This is a genomic window from Enterococcus sp. AZ104 (assembly GCF_050546705.1).
GTDB lineage: Bacteria > Bacillota > Bacilli > Lactobacillales > Enterococcaceae > Enterococcus > Enterococcus faecalis.
The window spans coordinates 536,936-554,849 of sequence record NZ_CP172952.1; the positions used below are offsets into that span (position 1 = coordinate 536,936).

Here is a 17,914-nt window from a genome sequence, read left to right on the forward strand (position 1 = left end):
AAGTGAAGAATAACATTTCCGTTTGAAGTGCTATCCTTCACTTTTTTTTTAAGCGTGTAAAAAAAATTAAAGTGTGTAAAAAGTGTGTAGCACTGAAATGTAGTGTTGACCTGTGGTTTAAAGAAACGACGTTGGCACGAATGTTGCATGTAATAAAATGCAAGCGATTACTTATTGCTGTTTTTAACTAAAACATTAAAAACTATTGGAGGGGTCAAAATGGTTCAACGATTAATTAGTGCAAATGCATCAGAAATCAAACGGATGTCAAAAGAAGAGCTGTTTCAGAGTATTAAAGCGAGCGAAGGGCGCGTAATTTTATCGGAAAATGTGGTAGTTCATCCATCCGTAGCAGGTGATATCACTTGTGCGGAAATGTCAAAAGCATATGGCGCAGACATGATTTTATTGAATGTTTTCGATGTTAATCAACCGATTGTAGTAGCCGCTTATGAAGGGCAATATACTGCGGAAACATGTGTCCCTAATGATGAGGTTGTTCATCGTTTGAAAGAACTAGTCGGTTTACCGATTGGCATGAATGTCGAACCTGTTGATGAAAATTTAGACTTAGCTTCAACGAGAGTTTCGATTGAACCAGGTAGAAAAGCATCAGCAGCTACTTTCAAAAAAGCCAATGAACTGGGTTTGGATTTTATCTTATTGACAGGTAATCCAGGAACTGGCGTGACCAACGACTTGATTGCTAAGAACGTGGCCTTAGCCAAAAAACATTTTGACGGCATCATTATTGCCGGAAAAATGCACAGTTCAGGCGTAGATGAACCAGTGGTCAGTTTAAAATCTGCTGAACAATTTATTGAAGCGGGCGCTGATATTGTCTTAGTCCCAGCAGTCGGCACGGTTTGGGGCATCGATGATCAACAAGTCAAAGAAGTTGTGGATTTTGCACATTCAAAAGGAAAATTAGTTATGAGTGCCATTGGAACTTCACAAGAAAGTGCTCAACCTGAAGTTATCCAAGCAATCGGCATTAGAAATAAAATTTTAGGCGTAGATATTCAACATATTGGCGATGCCAATATGGGCTTAGTTGGTATTGAAAATATTAAAGAGCTTTCTGATGCGATACGTGGGAAAAGACATACTGTTGCTAGAATGGCTCGTTCGATTAATCGTTAAAAAAGTGAACAGAGGCACGAATTCAGAAAATTTGAATTCGTGTCTTATGATTTTTTTATTGAAAAACGGTATACTAAAAGAGAAATAAAGGTTTGAAAGGATGAGGTTTTTTTATGGATATTTCAGTAATTGATGCAACAAAAGTTAACACAGAAACAGGGCTTCACATTGGTGAGAGCAATGCCCCTGTCAAAATGATAGAATTTATCAATGTTCGCTGTCCTTATTGCAGAAAATGGTTTGAAGAGTCTGAGGAACTGTTAGCACAATCTGTCAAAAGTGGTAAAGTTGAACGTATCATTAAGTTGTTTGATAAAGAAAAAGAAAGTTTACAACGCGGCAATGTGATGCATCACTACATTGACTATTCAGCGCCTGAACAAGCACTGTCAGCATTGCATAAAATGTTTGCTACGCAAGATGAATGGGGAAACTTAACCTTAGAAGAAGTAGCGACGTATGCTGAAAAAAATCTGGGCTTAAAAGAACAAAAAGATGCAACGCTTGTTTCCGCAGTGATTGCTGAAGCCAATGCGGCGCACATTCAATTTGTACCAACGATCATCATTGGTGAGCATATCTTTGACGAAAGTGTCACTGAAGAAGAATTACGTGGATACATTGAAAAATAAAAAAAATGGAAACAGCGACTGTCGCTGTTTCCATTTTTTTATTTTTAATTTAAGGCGCTACTATTTTCCATTACTTCATCGATTAAACCATATTCTTTTGCTTGTTCGGCAGTCATATAGTTATCACGATCGGTATCACGTTCAATCACTTCAATTGGTTGGCCAGTTCGTTCAGCTAAAATTGAATTTAAACGTTGACGAGTGTCTAAAATGTGACGAGCAGCAATTTCAATTTCTGTTGCTTGCCCTTGAGCGCCACCAAGTGGTTGGTGAATCATGATTTCCGCATTTGGTAAAGCGAAACGTTTGCCTTTTTGACCAGCTGTTAATAAGAAGCTACCCATAGAAGCTGCCATTCCTAATACGATAGTTTGGACATCCGCTTTAACGAAATTCATGGTATCGAAAATCGCTAAACCTGCAGAAACGCTGCCACCAGGAGAGTTAATGTACAAGTAAATGTCTTTTTCTGAATCTTGGGCATCTAAGAATAATAACTGTGCAATCACTGAGTTTGCCACGTTATCATCGATAGGGCCGCTTAGCATAATGATGCGGTCTTTTAATAAACGAGAGTAAATGTCATAAGCACGTTCACCGCGAGATGATTGTTCAATAACTGTTGGAATTAAATTCATAAGTAAATCCTCCTATATAAAGAAACTTTTAAAGTCATTCTATCACAAAGCACTTTGAATGCCTATGAAAAGTATACCTCTTTGGTCAATAAAGGTCAACGAAGTCGCTTGAAAAATTTTGTGTCATTTTTTATCCGAAACTTTTGGATTATGTTATACTAAAATGGAAAATTAGAAAAGAGCGAGGGGAAAAATATGTTTGTTTTTATCGCCGGAATGGTCGGTGTAATCGTCGGTGCGCTAATAGTCACAGCAAGTGCTGCCTTACATTCATCTTACAAAGAGCGAAAAGAAGTACGTTATCGTGAACTAGAACATTTGGTTAAAGAAATTGAATCATTGAATTTATTAAATAAAAAAGTCAAAGAAATTTTACAAAAGCGTGAATTATATATAGACAGATCAATTGAATACTTATCGATGGATGATTGTTTCATCAGCATCGATGATTTTATTTATTTGGAATCATTTTCTGCTCAAAATAATTTTTACTTACCGACGTACTTAATTGAAGAATTTTTCAAAAAAATTGCGCATCGTAAAGTCATTTTGACGGCCAGCGAAGTTGCTGAAATGGGTGGTCACACCTATAAAGGCGGCCGTGTTATTTTGGAAAATTTTTCAGACGAGATTTTAGCAATTATTGAAGATAAAAAACGTAAAATGCAGCGTTTGTCTAACGAACCACTTCATTATTTTAAAGCGATTAAATAAAAAAAGAACCAGCGTACCCGCTAATTTTTTGGGGTATCTGGTTCTTTTTCTTGTTGTTCCATATCGGTCATAGTGTCTTCAATTTCTTTATGTAAGAAATAAGAAATAACTGTACGAATGATTACCAAGGTTGCCAATTTCAAAATATCTTGAAAAGTTGGTTTGACAATGGATTCAATAATATCAGCAGCAATTAAAATTTCTAAACTTAACAGAATGTAGCTACCAAGGAAGTTTTTGATGAACGTATTCATTTTGGTTAAGGTAAAGCGGCTTTGATTTTGTCGTTCACTTTTAATGAAATCTTTTCCTGCTAAACAAACACCCCAAACTAAAACAATAATCGAAAAAACATTCAGTCCTAAAATACATAGCTCAAAAAGTGGGGTTAAAAGCGTCATTAACTGATGGGGCCACTCATTCATCGTATTCACTCCTACCAAAAAGCCTTTTCTTTAACTATAACGAAACGGCTGACTAACGTCAAATATTGTTGAAATAAACGGGCTAAACTATTCAGCTTATAGAACAAAACTAAGAAAATTATGAATAGCATCTAACAATTAAGTAAAAGAACTGTAAAGGTTCTTTTACTTTTTTTGTGTAAAAAAAGAGTCTTAAAAGGAATCAAGTAGCAAAAAGTAAGTGAAAACCAACTTTGTCAGTGGATAGTCTTTTCATTAATTTTTAAAAGACAAATTTTACGTTTTCAAGAGCCGAATACTGCCAAGTTTTAGCCTTTAAAGGTGATAGAATCAGAAATTGAGTAAGAGATGTGTCACAAAAGCAAGGAGACACATCGACTTGATGAAAGATTTAAGGAGCTGTAGTTGAAGTAAAGAGAAGCAAGTGTCCCAAACACTAGCGAAAGAAAATAGGGAGGATTAAAATGTTTAAGAAAGCAACGAAATTATTATCGACAATGGTGATTGTCGCTGGAACAGTTGTGGGAAATTTCAGTCCCACGTTGGCTTTAGCCGAAGGAGTGGATAAAGCAGGAGATACAGAAGGAATGACCAATACGGTGAAAGTGAAAGACGACAGTTTGGCTGACTGTAAACGGATATTGGAAGGACAAGCTGCTTTCCCAGTTCAAGCGGGTGAAACGGAACCGGTTGATTTAGTGGTTGTTGAAGATGCCAGTGGTAGTTTTTCAGATAATTTTCCACATGTAAGACAAGCGATTGATGAAGTGGTTCAAGGTTTATCTGATCAAGACCGCGTGATGCTGGCTTCGTATCGTGGCGGAAAACAATTTATATTTCCTGATGGAAAAGTAAAAATTAATTCAGCTGATTATGATATGAATGTGCGTGTTGATACTCAATTAACCCATGATAAAAGCCAATTTGTCTCTGGATTTGGAGATGTTCGGACGTATGGTGGTACACCAACTGCCTCAGGATTGAAACTTGCTTTAGATACGTACAATCAAACACACGGAGATTTAACGAATCGAAAAACATATTTCTTATTAGTGACAGATGGGGTCGCTAATACACGTTTAGATGGTTACTTGCATAAAACCAACACCAATGATTCAATCAATGAATATCCAGATCCAAGACATCCTTTTCAAGTTTCGGTTGAGTATAGTAATGACTATCAAGGTGCAGCAGCAGAAGTTTTAGCGTTAAACCAAGAAATTACTAACCAAGGCTATGAAATGATTAATGCGTATTGGGAAAGTGTTGAATCTTTAAGTTCAGTAAATTCATATTTTGATAAGTATAAAACAGAAGTGGGTCCTTTTGTAAAACAAGAGTTGCAACAAGGATCTAGCACACCAGAAGATTTTATTACAAGCCAATCTATTGATGATTTTACAACCCAATTAAAACAAATTGTCAAAGATCGTCTGGCGCAATCGACACCAGCAACAGCTTCATTAACGATTGCCAATCAATTTGATATTCAATCGGCGACCGCTACGGACGATGCTGGAAATGATGTGCCTGTTCAAATTAACGGACAAACCATTTCAGCAACTAGTACAGAAGGTTACGTAGGAAACATCACGATTCACTACGAAGTCAAAGAAAATACAGCGATTGATGCAGCAACCCTTGTAAGTAGTGGGACAATGAATCAAGGAACAATTGCTAAGGAATTTCCAGAAGCGACGATTCCTAAAAATGACAATGCGCATGCGTGTGACGTGACGCCAGAAGATCCAACGATTACAAAAGATATCGAAAATCAAGAACATTTAGACTTAACCAATCGTGAAGATAGTTTCGATTGGCATGTCAAAACAGCCTTTGGTAACGAAACAAGTACTTGGCAACAAGCCAGTTTAGTAGATGATATTAACCAATTATTAGATATCCAAAAAGTCGTTGTCACAGATGAAAATGGTAAAGATGTTACAGCTAACGGCAAAGTAACACAAGAAAATAACAAAGTAACTTTTGAAATGAATAAAAAAGACGACAGTTATACCTACTTAGCTGGTCACACATACACAATGACTATCACCACTAAAATTAAAGCTGACGCAACGGACGAAGAATTAGCGCCTTATATTGAACAAGGCGGGATTCCCAACCAAGCGGACTTAAACTTTGGCAACGAAGGTGACGTGTTGCATTCCAACAAGCCAACCGTAACACCGCCTGCACCAACGCCAGAAGATCCAACGATTACAAAAGATATCGAAAATCAAGAGCACTTAGATTTAACCAATCGTGAAGATAGTTTCGATTGGCATGTCAAAACAGCTTTCGGTAACGAAACAAGCACGTGGACCCAAGCCAGTTTAGTGGATAACGTCAACCAATTATTAGATATCCAAAAAGTCGTTATCACTGATGAAAATGGTAAAGATGTTACAGCTAACGGTACAGTAACACAAGAAAATAACAAAGTAACTTTTGAAATGAACAAACAAGCAGACAGCTACTCATACTTAGCTGGACATACGTACACAATGACTATTACCACTAAAATTAAAGACGGCGCAACCGATGAAGAATTAGCGCCTTATATTGAACAAGGCGGGATTCCCAACCAAGCGGACTTAAACTTTGGCAACGAAGGGGACGTGTTACATTCCAACAAGCCAACCGTAACACCGCCTGCACCAACGCCAGAAGATCCAACGATTACAAAAGATATCGAAGGTCAAGATCACTTAGATTTAACCAACCGCGATCAAGAATTTAAATGGAACGTCAAAACAGCTTTCGGTAACGAAACAAGCACTTGGACCCAAGCCAGCATGGTGGATGACATTAATAAAGTGTTAGACATCACAGACGTGAAAGTTACTGATGAAAATGGTAAAGATGTTACAGCTAACGGCACAGTAACACAAGAAAATAACAAAGTAACTTTTGAAATGAACAAACAAGCAGACAGCTACTCATACTTAGCTGGACATACGTACACAATGACTATTACCACTAAAATTAAAGACGGCGCAACCGATGAAGAATTAGCACCTTATATTGAACAAGGTGGCATTCCCAACCAAGCCGACTTAAACTTTGGCAACGAAGGTGACGTGTTGCATTCCAACAAACCAACCGTAACACCACCTGCACCAACACCAGAAGATCCAAAAAAACCTGAACCTAAACAACCGCTAAAACCGAAAAAACCGTTGACGCCTACAAATCATCAAGCACCAACGAACCTAGTCAATTTTGGAAAATCAGCAAGTAAAGGAATTCATTTACCAATGACTAATACAACAGTAAATCCACTTTACATGATCGCAGGTTTAATTGTCCTTATAGTGGCTATTAGCTTTGGCATAACAAAAAATAAAAAAAGAAAAAATTAGACAAACTAAAAAGGAAGAAAAAACATGAATAAAAAAATTTCGTTCAGTCTGTTAATTTTGTTACTTAGTTTGTTGGTAGGTTTTACATTTATTCCGCATAAAAAGGAACTAAGTTTTAATGAGTATCAAGAAAAAAAACACTCTGGCGAAACATTTTATGTTGTTTTAAAAAAGAAAAACTGTTCAGATTGTCAGGATTTCGAGAAACTATTACAAGCACCTAAACAGGTTTACTATGTAGAATTAACAAACAAAGAGACCATGAAGGAATGGTCAACATTTATCCGAGAAAATAAAGTTTTACATGTGCCATCTATGTTTAAAATAGATAACGGCCATCTCAAAAAAATTGATGGAGAAGGAGATGCGAATCAATTATTCGCAAACTATCAAAAAATAATGAAGTAAAAAGAATAAAAAGACAAGCCAAGTTTCCTAAATAAAGGAAACTTGGCTTGTCTTTTTTATAGTAATAGTCGTTTATTAAATAACATGTGAAATGTTTTACAAATACATTTTGGTTTGATAAAATAAACACGAATATATGAATTTTCTTTCATTTGTTTTGGGAGGAGGAACGAATGCTTGAATTGATTTTACTTTTGTCGGTGATTCTTTTAGGTTTATTGATTGGAAATAAAAGAGTTGATAAGTGGCTTTTTCTTAAGGCATTACTTTTGTTTTCTGTTATGCTAAGTGTGAGCATCTTAATTTCGGTAGCTATGTATTTATTATTAACAATAGGCGTTGCAAACGTAATAGGGCAGCGGTTAGAGTCGTTATTTCTTTTAGGGATAGTCGTTATCATCAGTACGAGTCTTTTGTTATATTTTTTATTGAATTTAACGACGAAAAAAATTGTTTTACCCATCGCTTTAATGAAAATAATTGAATATTATATTCAATGGGTATTGATTTATGTTACTATTTATCAAGTGATTTTTGATCAGTTTATTGTTTCTTCAGAAGTAAAAAATATGTTACAAGGGACTATTGATGAGCCAGTCGCAATCATTATTGTTATTTTGCCATCATTTATTTCAATTTGGATTGCCGTTGTTTTATTTAGGATTCGTATGGAAGAACTTTAATCAGATACTTTTAGAATGGAGGAGTTTGTATGTCTGCTTGGCAAACATTTAAAAATGGAACAAGGCAATTTTTTAAAGACATCTTGCAGTACTTATGGTTATTTTTTACTTTAAATGTCTTATTATTATTGGTGGGTGGGGCTTTTAGTTGGGCTACTTCCAACGCACTAAAAACTCAAGGTATTCCTTATCTTTCGTTTAATAACCTGAATTTACTGTTAGAAAAGCCGCTTGCTCTGGTTTTATTAATTCTCTTGTTGTTACTTTTTTTAGGTGCAGTTTTTTATCAGTTTACCTTTTTATTATTAGGGATTTTTCAAATACGGCAAGACCATCGCTTTCATTTTAAAGGAGTTACCAAGGCATCTTTTAAGGTTCTTAAAAAGCAAGGTGCCCGTTCGTGGTTATTCTTTTTCGGTTATTTTGTTGTCATTGTCCCTTTTGGTAACCTGATTTTCCAAAGTAATCTATTGACGAAATTTGTGATTCCAGATTTTATTGTTGAATTTTTGTCCCAACGAATTCCTTACTTGGTTGGGTTACTGGCCTTTGGGTTATTAGTCTGGTATTTAGCTATTCGTTTCATTTACACGCTTCCATTAATGATTCTGGAGAGAAAAAAAGCGGGCGAGGCAGTTAAGGCTAGTTGGTCAATGACAAACAAACGATTATGGTTCATTATTCGTAATATTGCATTTGTGACGATCGCGGTATTTGTTTCAACGTATGTTATTTATGTGTTACTTTATCTTCTACAGTTGAAGTTAGATACCTTGAGCGATACCATTAGCTTGCTAGGTGGTATTTTAAATTTAACGGTTGTCCAATTTTTACAGTTTGTCTCTAATGCTTGGCTTTCAGTATTACTGATTAATTTCTTATATACACAATTAAATGTTCAAGCAGAAACGACGAAAAAAGTTGCCTTTGACAAAGAAACGAAACGTAATAAATTAGTGACTATCGGAATGGGCCTAGGACTATTCACCATTTTTGGCGGCTATATAATTTTCAATGCTGTTTACTTAACAGGGCTATTAGAATCAAAACCTTTGATTATTGCGCATCGAGGGGTCACCAATAGTAATGGCGTGCAAAATACTATTCCTGCTATGGAAAGAACCATTAAATTTAAACCAGATTATATTGAAATTGATGTTCAAGAAACCAAAGACCATCAATTTGTTGTGATGCATGATGCAAACCTTCAAGAACTCGCCGGCGTTGATGGCACGCCGCAAGAATTTACGTTGGCTGAATTAACAAAAATGACCGTTAAAGAAAATGGCCAAGAAGCACCAATTGCCAGTTTTGATGATTATTTAGCGAAAGCAAACCAAGCCAAACAAAAATTACTAGTAGAAATTAAAACGTCTAAACAAGATAGTCAAGGTGCGCTATCTAACTTTATTGAAAAATATGAACGTCCTTTGATAAAGAATAACCATCAGGTTCAATCTCTCGACTACAATGTGATCAAAGCGTTTAAAAAAGCCAAATCAAAAGTAAAAGTAAGTTTTATTTTGCCCTATAATTTCACTTTTCCAGAAACACAAGCTGATTTGTATACAATGGAAGCTACCACGTTGAACGATACCTTCATTTTAAAAGCTGACCAACAGAAAAAAGCAGTTTATGCTTGGACAGTTAATGACTCAGAGGTATTGAGTAAAATGCTCTTTATGGACGTTGCTGGAGTGATTACCGATGATTTGGAGTTAGTCAATGAAGAAGTCAATGACTTTGAAAAAAATCCATCGTATGCGGATCGTATTTTGCATTATATTTTTATGCTGCCAAGTGTGGCTTCTCAATAAAAAATGAAGAAAAGGGTTAAACGAAATGAAAAAAGAATTTTCGCGAGTACTTCTTAAAAATCAATCTGATGAAATTCTTATCTTAAAAGATCGGCCAGACACATGGAATTTCCCTGGCGGAAAACAAGAACTTGGTGAATCAGCGCTGGAATGTGCGATTCGTGAAATGAAAGAAGAATTAGCAGTAGAAATTACTGAACTTGAAGAAATTTTTACTGGACCACTCGTTTTTGATTCAATCGTTTGGCAAGGACATTTTTATTTTGCCAAACAAGCCCAAGGAAAAGTTACCCTGAACGAACCAAATAAAATTAAAGGCGTACAATTTATTAAGCGATTTGAGGAAGTAAATTTTTCACCAGGATTAGCTCCGCTATTTGATTATTTGGCGTGTAGCGATTATTTAAAGTTAAACAAAACTAACTGGAAATAGAAAGAATAGGAGTGTCTTTTGCTGGGGCTTTGTCAAGCGCATCTTTGATTATTTTAGAAAGTCCAAGGAAAAGTCGTGGGCATTGTTTATTCCTAATAAATGTGTTATAGTAATTAAGTAATCAATTTTGATAAGTAATTTGAGTTATATATTTAAAAACTATACTTCTCCTTTTGCCACTCAACATTTTTTGCAATAACTTGCATATTTTTATGCACTAGGAGGAAATATATATGAACAACGGTACAGTAAAATGGTTTAACGCAGACAAAGGTTTTGGATTTATTACAGGTGAAGATGGCAATGATGTATTTGCACATTTTTCAGCTATTCAATCAGATGGATTTAAAACTTTAGACGAAGGCCAAGCAGTAACTTTTGATACTGAAGAAGGTCCACGCGGCTTACAAGCAACGAACATCGTAAAAGCTTAATAATGAATGAAAACGGACCACGTGTTGGTCCGTTTTTTTGATAGCTGTTGTCTGATCTCGCCATTAATTACATAGCAAAACAAAGCAGAGGCCATTTAAAGGAGGAGAATCTGAAGACGACCTTAACTGAGCTGTTACTTGTAAGTGGATTATTTTGGCTAGTAATCATAATTGGTATGATTGCTGGTAGCATATTTCTAATTAAGTATTTTAGAGGTCGGAGCTGAACAGTTCTGTTCCCGCCAATTATCAGGTTTTAAGCCTGGGACAAAAATCCAAAGTGATTTTTGCCCTAGGTTCTTTATTTAATTAGGGTATTAAGTTTTAGGTAAAATAATTAACAAATTAAAAGCAATTTACTATATAATCAGAAAGGGATCTTTAAGAGAGAAGCAGGTGTTTGCTTGTCGTAATACTTTGTTTAGCAGATAGAAAAAGGAAACGTTATGCGTTACAATAGGAACGGAGGAATTTTAACCTTATTGGATTTGTAGCTGAAGCAGAACAAATGTTGTCGCGTTAAGTGCGATTGAGCTTACCACAAGCAACATTTGAAAAAAATACGGATAGAAAAATCATTCCTAAACAAGAAAAAAACACTCTTTAGATGAATAAAGAGTGTCCAGAAACGTTGATAAATCAACATATTTAAATAACGCGCCCTGAGGGAATCGAACCCCCGTCTCAAGAACCGGAATCTTACGTGATATCCACTACACTAAGGGCGCGGCACGAATACTAGTTTAGCTGATATTGACAAAAATTACAAGAGGGAGGACGAAAATAATGAAATTTGAGCAACGAATGTCCCAACAACAAAAACAAGTCCAGAAGTTGGCCATGACTCAACAGCTTCAACAATCCATTCAAATTTTACAATTTAATACGGAAGAACTCGCTGCCTTTGTTGAAGCGAAAGCATTAGAGAATCCATTGATTGATTTACAAGTAGACACGCAGTACACCACAGATTTTCCGACAACTAGTCGTTCTTACACCAATCAAGACGAAGAAAATAATTATATGAATCAAATTCCAGACTATCATTTATCATTATTTGAGTCTTTAATTGATCAAATTCATTTGAATTACCGCGATACATACTTGCGAACATTGGTTTTGTTTTTAGTAGAATATATAGATGTGAATGGTTATTTAACGATTTCGTTAGAAGAAGCGGCAGAGAAAACCGAAGCAAGCGCCATTCAAATGCTAGATGCATTAACTTTGTTACAACAGCTAGATCCAGCAGGTGTGGGGGCACGCAATTTACAAGAATGTTTGATGCTACAAACAGAACGAGACGATACCGCGCCTAATTTAGCGTATATTTTATTGGAGGAAGAGTTTGATGCCTTAGTGAGTCGTAAATGGGGCCCGTTAGCTAAAAAATTTGGGATTGAATTAGCAGAAATTCAATTGATTTTTGATTATATACAAACGTTATCGCCAGCGCCAGGGAATATTTTTGATGCGACCGAGGAATTGTATATTCGACCAGATTTAACTGTCCGAATCAAGGAAGATCGAATAGTGGTGATTTCCAACAAAGCTGGTCGACCGACATTAAATTTTCAAGAAAATTATTTCAAACGAATGCAAGAGACTGACGACAAAGAAGTCCAAGAATATATTAAGGATAAGAAAAACGAATTTGAATGGTTAGAGCGCGCAGTGAATCAGCGGGGGGATACAATTTTACGTGTAGGGCAAGAAATTGTGCGCCGTCAAGAAGCCTTCTTTTTAGAAGCAGATCGGCCATTAAAACCAATGACTTTAAAAGAAATTGCGGATGCTTTGTCTATTCATGAATCGACAGTTAGTCGTGCGGTCAATGGAAAATATCTAGAAACCACGTTTGGCGTCTTTGAATTGCGCTCATTCTTCTCAACAAGTATTCTTTCATCAGAAGAAGATGGCGAGGATGTCTCAACAACGATGGTTAAAAAGCAACTACAAAAATTAATTGATGAAGAAGTAAAAAGTAAACCGTTATCTGATCAAAAATTAGTCGAGCGATTAAAAGATTCAGGCATGGAAATATCCCGGCGAACGGTAGCAAAATATCGTGAAGCCCTAGGGATTCCATCTTCATCTAAACGAAAACGATATGAGTAAACAACCAAAGCTTATGAGTGATTTTCATAAGCTTTGGTTGTTTTTTTGTGATTTAAAAAATGCTGGTTTTTTGAATTGTAAAAAAAGCCTAAAGGAGGCAAAGTTTGCTTGCCATTTCCTAGGAAAAAACGTATATTAAAGTTACTTGCTTCTTTAAATAAAGGAAAAGAATAATTTTATAGAAAAGTTGGAAAGCACAAATGAATCAGACAGCAAATAGCAAGAAAAAACGCTATATTACAGGTTTTGATGGCATTCGGACGATCGCTGTAATTGGCGTGATTTTGTATCACCTTTTTCCCCAAGTCATGCGAGGTGGCTACTTAGGTGTTCCGATTTTCTTTGTTGTTTCAGGTTATCTTATTAACGACTTGTTGCGGCAAGAATGGGCAGAAAATCAGACCATTGATTTAAAAGGATTTTATGTGCGAAGGATGAAACGGCTGTATCCAGCATTAATCGTGATGCTTTTAAGTGCAGTTAGTTATATTACACTCTTTCAGCAGGATTTATTAAACAATATTCGCAGCGTTGTCGCTAGTAGTGTTTTTTATTACAACAACTGGTGGCAAATTCTTAAAGGGTTTTCTTATTTTGATGGATTTGCGACACAATCGCCATTTGTACATATTTGGTCATTGGCAGTTGAAGCGCAAAATTATTTAATTTGGCCATTACTTTTTATTCTTCTGGAACGCTTTGTTCGTAAGCGCGGTCGAATTTTCAGTTTAGTTTTAATCGGCGCTTTAATTTCGGTGACGCTGATGGCCGTTTTATATGTTCCTGGCGCAGATCCTACACGTGTCTATTATGGAACAGACACACGTGTTTTTTCTATTTTACTAGGTAGTGCATTGGCGTATGTTTGGCCAAGCACACGTTTGAAAGAAGAAATTCCAGAAGCCTCTAAAAAAATCTTAAATGGCGCTGGTTTAAGTGCCTTAATTCTTTTAGTATTAGCCTTTTTAACATTATCAGATCATACAAATTTTGTTTATTACGGCGGCATGTTTTTAATTAGTTTGGCAGCCACCGTTTTAGTGGCCGTCACTGCACATCCAGGGGCAGATATGAATCGTTGGTTAACGAATCCAGTCTTTACGTGGATAGGTAAACGGAGTTATGGCATTTACTTGTATCAATTCCCAATCATGATTTTTTATGAGGCCAAAATTAAGACCTTATCGGACCATGTTTTTCTACATTCATTGGTTGAAATAGCATTAATTTTAGTCGTGAGCGAATTGTCTTATCGTTTTATCGAACATCCACTGACACGATTGTCTTATAAGGATGTCTGGACTCAATTCACTGAGTTCTTACGGAAACCGTGGGACCTTCGTGAAAAAGGGACAATGGCCTTTATGACAGTGATTAGCGTGATTGCAGTATTCGGTTTAATTGTGGCTCCAGCAAACGCTAAAAGTGCGCAACAAGAGCAACTAGAAAAAAATATTGCGAAAAATCAGCAAAAAATTGAAGAACGTAAAAAAGAAGTCCAAGAAAGTGGCACGAAAAATAGTAGCACGTCCACAGAAAGTAGTACAAAACCGAGTGAAAGCCAAGACGTTCTACCCGCACAACTCACCCCAGAGCAAGTAAAAAAAGCGCAGAATTTAGAAATCACAACTATTGGTGATTCTGTTATTCTAGATGGTGCTAGCGGGTTACAAGATATTTTCCCTAAAATGATTATCGATGGGGAAGTGGGCCGTCAATTGTATAGTAGCATTTCACTAATTGGTGAACTAGACAAAAAGAAAATGCTTAAAGATACTGTTTTAGTGAGTTTAGGTACGAATGGTCCTTTTACAGAGGCACAATTTGATGAATTTATGAAAGCGTTAGGTAATCGAAAAGTTTATTGGATTAATGTTCGCGTCCCAACTAGAAGATGGCAAAATCAAGTGAATAGTTTACTTAGTCAAATGGACAAAAAATACGATAACTTAACGGTCATTGACTGGTTTAATTATAGTAACGCCCATGATGATTGGTTTTATGATGACCGAGTTCATCCAAATGTGGCAGGTGGCGAGCAATATACACACTTTATCGCGGAGAAAATTTTACAGTAGCAAGAAACTTCCAGCTCAGATGAAAGGGGCTGGAAGTTTTTTGTTGCAGATAAAGAAATCGTTTACAAAATATGGTGTTTACGTTACGATAAATAAATAATCATCGTTTTTATAGGAGGTAGATAATGAGAGAAAATCGGAGTGAAAACAGCGAAATTTATGCTGAAGATATTAGTTTTTTCTACAAAAAAAATTATTTTGTTTTGGAAGATATTAATTGGAAAATCGAAAAAGGACAATGTTGGGGGATTCTCGGGCACAACGGTGCGGGAAAAACGACACTAAGTTATTTAGTTTTAGGTTTGCTGAAGCCGAGCAAAGGTGTAGTACATAATTATATAAAAAAAGTAGAATATCTTCCGGAAATGGGTGGTTTCTATGAACGACTGACAGTCAGAGAAAATATACTTTTTAAATTGGAGTTGTCGGGGGAAAAACAAAAGTCAAAAAAACTAAAACAAGTGTTAAAAGAATTTGGATTAATAGACTATGAGTTTAAACGTGTAGATAAATTGTCACAGGGATTAAAAAAAAGAGTTGCTTTAGCAATGCTTTTTTTAAGAGAGAGTGAAGCTTATTATTTTGACGAACCTACGAATGCTTTGGATCCAGAAATGAAAAAGAAGTTACGACAATTAATTATTCATTTAAAAGAAGCAGGAAAAATCATTTTAATTAATAGTCATGATTTAGCTTTCGTTGAAGAAATATGTACTAATTTTTTAATATTAAATAATGGAAAAGTCTGCTTCAATGAGCCAAATATAGGAGTCAATTTAGAAGAAATCTATTTGGAAAAAGTAGGTGAACGCCATGAATAAAGAATTTTTTTATGAAATCCAAGTAGTGATTAAACGTGAGTTTCTGGAATTAAAAAGTCATCTTTGGAAATATTTCGGCTTAATGCTTTATTTGATTTTTTTTACAGTTTTCATTAGTAAAAGCGGCGGTTCAGAAGGAATTGTTTTGCCAAATGAAGCTAACTTATTTTCCAGCTTTACTTTGGCCGGTAGCTTTGCTGCTATGTTTATCATGAGTACAATGCTTCAAGAAAAAAAGCAAAGGACTTTACCTTTATTACTTCTGTCTTCTGTCAGTATAACTAGGGTAGTTATTGGAAAAATAGTGGTTGCTGTAATGATTAGTGTACCTTTTCAAGTGTTTCAACTACTTATTAGTTTTGTTATTTTAAATAACCAACAGAGTCCATATCTTTATCTATTGGCACCACAGAACGTAGTTACTTTACCTTTTATTACTTACCTGTTAGGAAGTTTAGTTCTATTGCTTTCGGTAATTATCAAAGATAAAAAGGTGGCAGAGTATCTTTCTATTTTTTGTTCGCTGACTTTAGGTGGCATTCTCGCAAGTGCCTATATTTTATTCAATGTACAGTTTTCTTTAGTAAAGATTTTACTTTATTTTCTTTTTTTAATAAGTTGTAGTATTTTGCTGACTATGGCAACAAGTAAGATAGTTAAAAATTCGCTATTCTTTATTGAATAGTGTGATAGAAATTTATAATAGGTTAATGATTTTCTTGAAAACCTAAGCTTTTTTTTTAGATATCTGGTATACTGTTTTTGTTACAAGTTCCCGAAAGGATTTAGCAAGTAATTGTCGTTACTTACTAAAGATGCCTTGTAACCGAAACTATTTAGGGGGAATAACATTATGACAGAAAGACATTTATTTACATCAGAATCCGTTTCAGAAGGACATCCAGATAAGGTAGCTGACCAAGTCAGTGATGCAATTTTAGATGCGATTTTGGAGAAAGATCCGATGGCCCGCGTGGCATGTGAAACATCCGTAACAACTGGTTTAGTCCTAGTATTTGGAGAAATTTCTACAACAGCTTATGTAGATATCCAAAAAATTGTTCGTCAAACTGTGAAAGATATTGGTTATACACGAGCAAAATATGGATTTGATGGAGAGACTGTCGCAGTTCTTGTAGCAATCGATGAGCAATCACCTGATATCGCTCAAGGGGTTGACGCAGCCTTAGAAGTGCGTGATCAAGATGAAAAAGACGATATTGGCGCTGGTGACCAAGGCTTAATGTTTGGTTTTGCCGTTGACGAAACACCGGAATTAATGCCATTACCGATCGCGTTAAGTCATCGTTTGGTTCGCCGTTTAGCAGAATTGCGGAAGGAAAAAGTCTTACCTTACTTACGTCCTGATGCAAAATCTCAAGTAACAGTGGAATATGATGATCAAGGTCAACCACAACGTGTGGATACGATTGTCATCAGTACACAACATGATGATGAAACAACCTTAGAACAAATCGAAAAAGACATTAAAGAACAAGTAATCAATGAGGTGATTCCTCATGAACTTTTAGATGATGAAACAAAATACTTTATCAACCCAACTGGTCGCTTTGTAATCGGTGGCCCTCAAGGAGATGCCGGCTTAACTGGTCGTAAAATTATCGTTGATACTTATGGCGGTTATGCTCGTCATGGCGGCGGCGCTTTTTCTGGAAAAGATGCAACCAAAGTTGACCGCTCTGCTAGTTATGCTGCGCGTTATATCGCGAAAAACATTGTTGCTGCTGGTTTGGCGAAAAAAGTAGAAGTCCAATTAGCTTATGCAATTGGTGTGGCGCAACCAGTGTCTATTTCTATTAATACGTTTGGTACGAGTGATCTTCCAGAAAGTAAATTAATCGAAGCAGTTCGTAAAAACTTTGATTTACGTCCAGCAGGTATTATTGAAATGCTAGATTTACGTCGCCCAATTTATAAACAAACTGCGGCTTATGGTCATTTTGGTCGAACAGATATTGATTTACCTTGGGAACAAACAGATAAAGTTGAAGCGTTAAAAGCTAGTTTAGCTGAATAATTAAATAAAAAAAAACAAGAAGTCAGCCAATACTTGGCTGACTTCTTGTTTTTTTTTGCAATAATTTTTTTATGAAAAAGCATTTTTTTAAGACATTTTGTTCTTTTTTGTATAGAATAGCTATGGAGCAATTTAGAAAATTGACAATTGAATAGAAAAGGATGTGAACA

At 35.8% G+C, this 17,914-nt stretch carries 16 protein-coding genes, 1 tRNA gene and 1 riboswitch; of the genes, 14 read left to right on the forward strand and 3 right to left on the reverse strand.

Annotated elements, in window-relative coordinates; genetic code table 11:
- The first annotated feature begins 219 nt into the window (after positions 1-219).
- Both IGJ37_RS02650 and IGJ37_RS02655 read left to right on the forward strand, forming a co-directional pair.
- Positions 220-1,143 carry a PEP phosphonomutase gene (locus IGJ37_RS02650; RefSeq protein ID WP_002358737.1) on the forward strand — a complete coding sequence of 308 codons (924 nt, stop codon included), beginning with the start codon at positions 220-222 and terminating at the stop codon, positions 1,141-1,143.
- Positions 1,144-1,256: 113 nt separating this feature from the next.
- Complete coding sequence (locus tag IGJ37_RS02655) at positions 1,257-1,775, forward strand: DsbA family protein (RefSeq protein WP_002361283.1); 519 nt, start codon at positions 1,257-1,259, stop codon at positions 1,773-1,775.
- 44 nt (positions 1,776-1,819) lie between these two features.
- On the opposite strand, the gene clpP is transcribed toward IGJ37_RS02655, so the two are convergent.
- Positions 1,820-2,413, reverse strand: a complete 594-nt coding sequence (gene clpP, locus IGJ37_RS02660) for an ATP-dependent Clp endopeptidase proteolytic subunit ClpP (protein ID WP_002355633.1) — start codon at positions 2,411-2,413, stop codon at positions 1,820-1,822.
- A gap of 195 nt (positions 2,414-2,608) precedes the next feature.
- Here clpP and IGJ37_RS02665 point away from each other — a divergent pair, with 195 nt between their 5' ends.
- Entirely contained in the window at positions 2,609-3,127 is a 519-nt protein-coding gene (locus tag IGJ37_RS02665) for a hypothetical protein (RefSeq protein WP_002355635.1), read from the forward strand.
- A 20-nt stretch (positions 3,128-3,147) separates the two neighbouring features.
- Here the strand turns inward: IGJ37_RS02665 and IGJ37_RS02670 are convergent, their stop codons facing one another.
- Positions 3,148-3,552, reverse strand: coding sequence for a DUF1622 domain-containing protein (locus IGJ37_RS02670; protein ID WP_002383026.1), 405 nt, complete (start codon positions 3,550-3,552; stop codon positions 3,148-3,150).
- 464 nt (positions 3,553-4,016) lie between these two features.
- On the opposite strand from IGJ37_RS02670, the gene IGJ37_RS02675 reads away from it, so the two are divergent.
- The 6 genes from IGJ37_RS02675 (at position 4,017) to IGJ37_RS02700 (ending at position 10,689) form a co-directional block, all read left to right on the forward strand.
- A complete protein-coding gene (locus IGJ37_RS02675; RefSeq protein WP_430598959.1) occupies positions 4,017-6,914 on the forward strand; it encodes an isopeptide-forming domain-containing fimbrial protein in 2,898 nt (965 codons plus the stop codon).
- Positions 6,915-6,938: 24 nt separating this feature from the next.
- Entirely contained in the window at positions 6,939-7,322 is a 384-nt protein-coding gene (locus IGJ37_RS02680) for a bacteriocin transport accessory protein (protein WP_016616410.1), read from the forward strand.
- A gap of 173 nt (positions 7,323-7,495) precedes the next feature.
- A complete protein-coding gene (locus IGJ37_RS02685; RefSeq protein ID WP_325814982.1) occupies positions 7,496-8,005 on the forward strand; it encodes an SA1002 family membrane protein in 510 nt (169 codons plus the stop codon).
- 29 nt (positions 8,006-8,034) lie between these two features.
- The gene (locus tag IGJ37_RS02690; RefSeq protein ID WP_325814983.1) at positions 8,035-9,822 is read left to right on the forward strand and encodes a glycerophosphodiester phosphodiesterase; all 1,788 of its coding nucleotides are present in this window, start codon (positions 8,035-8,037) and stop codon (positions 9,820-9,822) included.
- 25 nt (positions 9,823-9,847) lie between these two features.
- Positions 9,848-10,255 (forward strand): NUDIX hydrolase, encoded by a 408-nt coding sequence (locus tag IGJ37_RS02695; RefSeq protein WP_002355645.1) that lies wholly within the window; start codon positions 9,848-9,850, stop codon positions 10,253-10,255.
- Positions 10,256-10,488: 233 nt separating this feature from the next.
- On the forward strand, positions 10,489-10,689 hold the full coding sequence (locus IGJ37_RS02700) for a cold-shock protein (RefSeq protein WP_002355647.1): 201 nt from the start codon (positions 10,489-10,491) through the stop codon (positions 10,687-10,689).
- 656 nt (positions 10,690-11,345) lie between these two features.
- Here IGJ37_RS02700 and IGJ37_RS02705 read toward each other — a convergent pair.
- Positions 11,346-11,417, reverse strand: a tRNA-Arg gene (locus tag IGJ37_RS02705).
- A gap of 58 nt (positions 11,418-11,475) precedes the next feature.
- On the opposite strand from IGJ37_RS02705, the gene rpoN reads away from it, so the two are divergent.
- The 5 genes from rpoN (at position 11,476) to metK (ending at position 17,744) form a co-directional block, all read left to right on the forward strand.
- Positions 11,476-12,807 (forward strand): RNA polymerase factor sigma-54, encoded by a 1,332-nt coding sequence (gene rpoN / locus IGJ37_RS02710; RefSeq protein WP_002363213.1) that lies wholly within the window; start codon positions 11,476-11,478, stop codon positions 12,805-12,807.
- 200 nt (positions 12,808-13,007) lie between these two features.
- Entirely contained in the window at positions 13,008-14,885 is a 1,878-nt protein-coding gene (locus IGJ37_RS02715; protein ID WP_325814984.1) for an acyltransferase family protein, read from the forward strand.
- 125 nt (positions 14,886-15,010) lie between these two features.
- Entirely contained in the window at positions 15,011-15,706 is a 696-nt protein-coding gene (locus IGJ37_RS02720; protein WP_002378048.1) for an ABC transporter ATP-binding protein, read from the forward strand.
- Entirely contained in the window at positions 15,699-16,391 is a 693-nt protein-coding gene (locus tag IGJ37_RS02725; RefSeq protein ID WP_325814986.1) for a hypothetical protein, read from the forward strand. Before IGJ37_RS02720 ends, IGJ37_RS02725 begins: the two co-directional genes overlap by 8 nt.
- 75 nt (positions 16,392-16,466) lie before the next feature.
- Positions 16,467-16,562: riboswitch (SMK box riboswitch) on the forward strand.
- Entirely contained in the window at positions 16,560-17,744 is a 1,185-nt protein-coding gene (metK, locus tag IGJ37_RS02730; protein WP_002355656.1) for a methionine adenosyltransferase, read from the forward strand. Its footprint overlaps the riboswitch before it by 3 nt.
- The last annotated feature ends 170 nt before the right edge of the window (positions 17,745-17,914 follow it).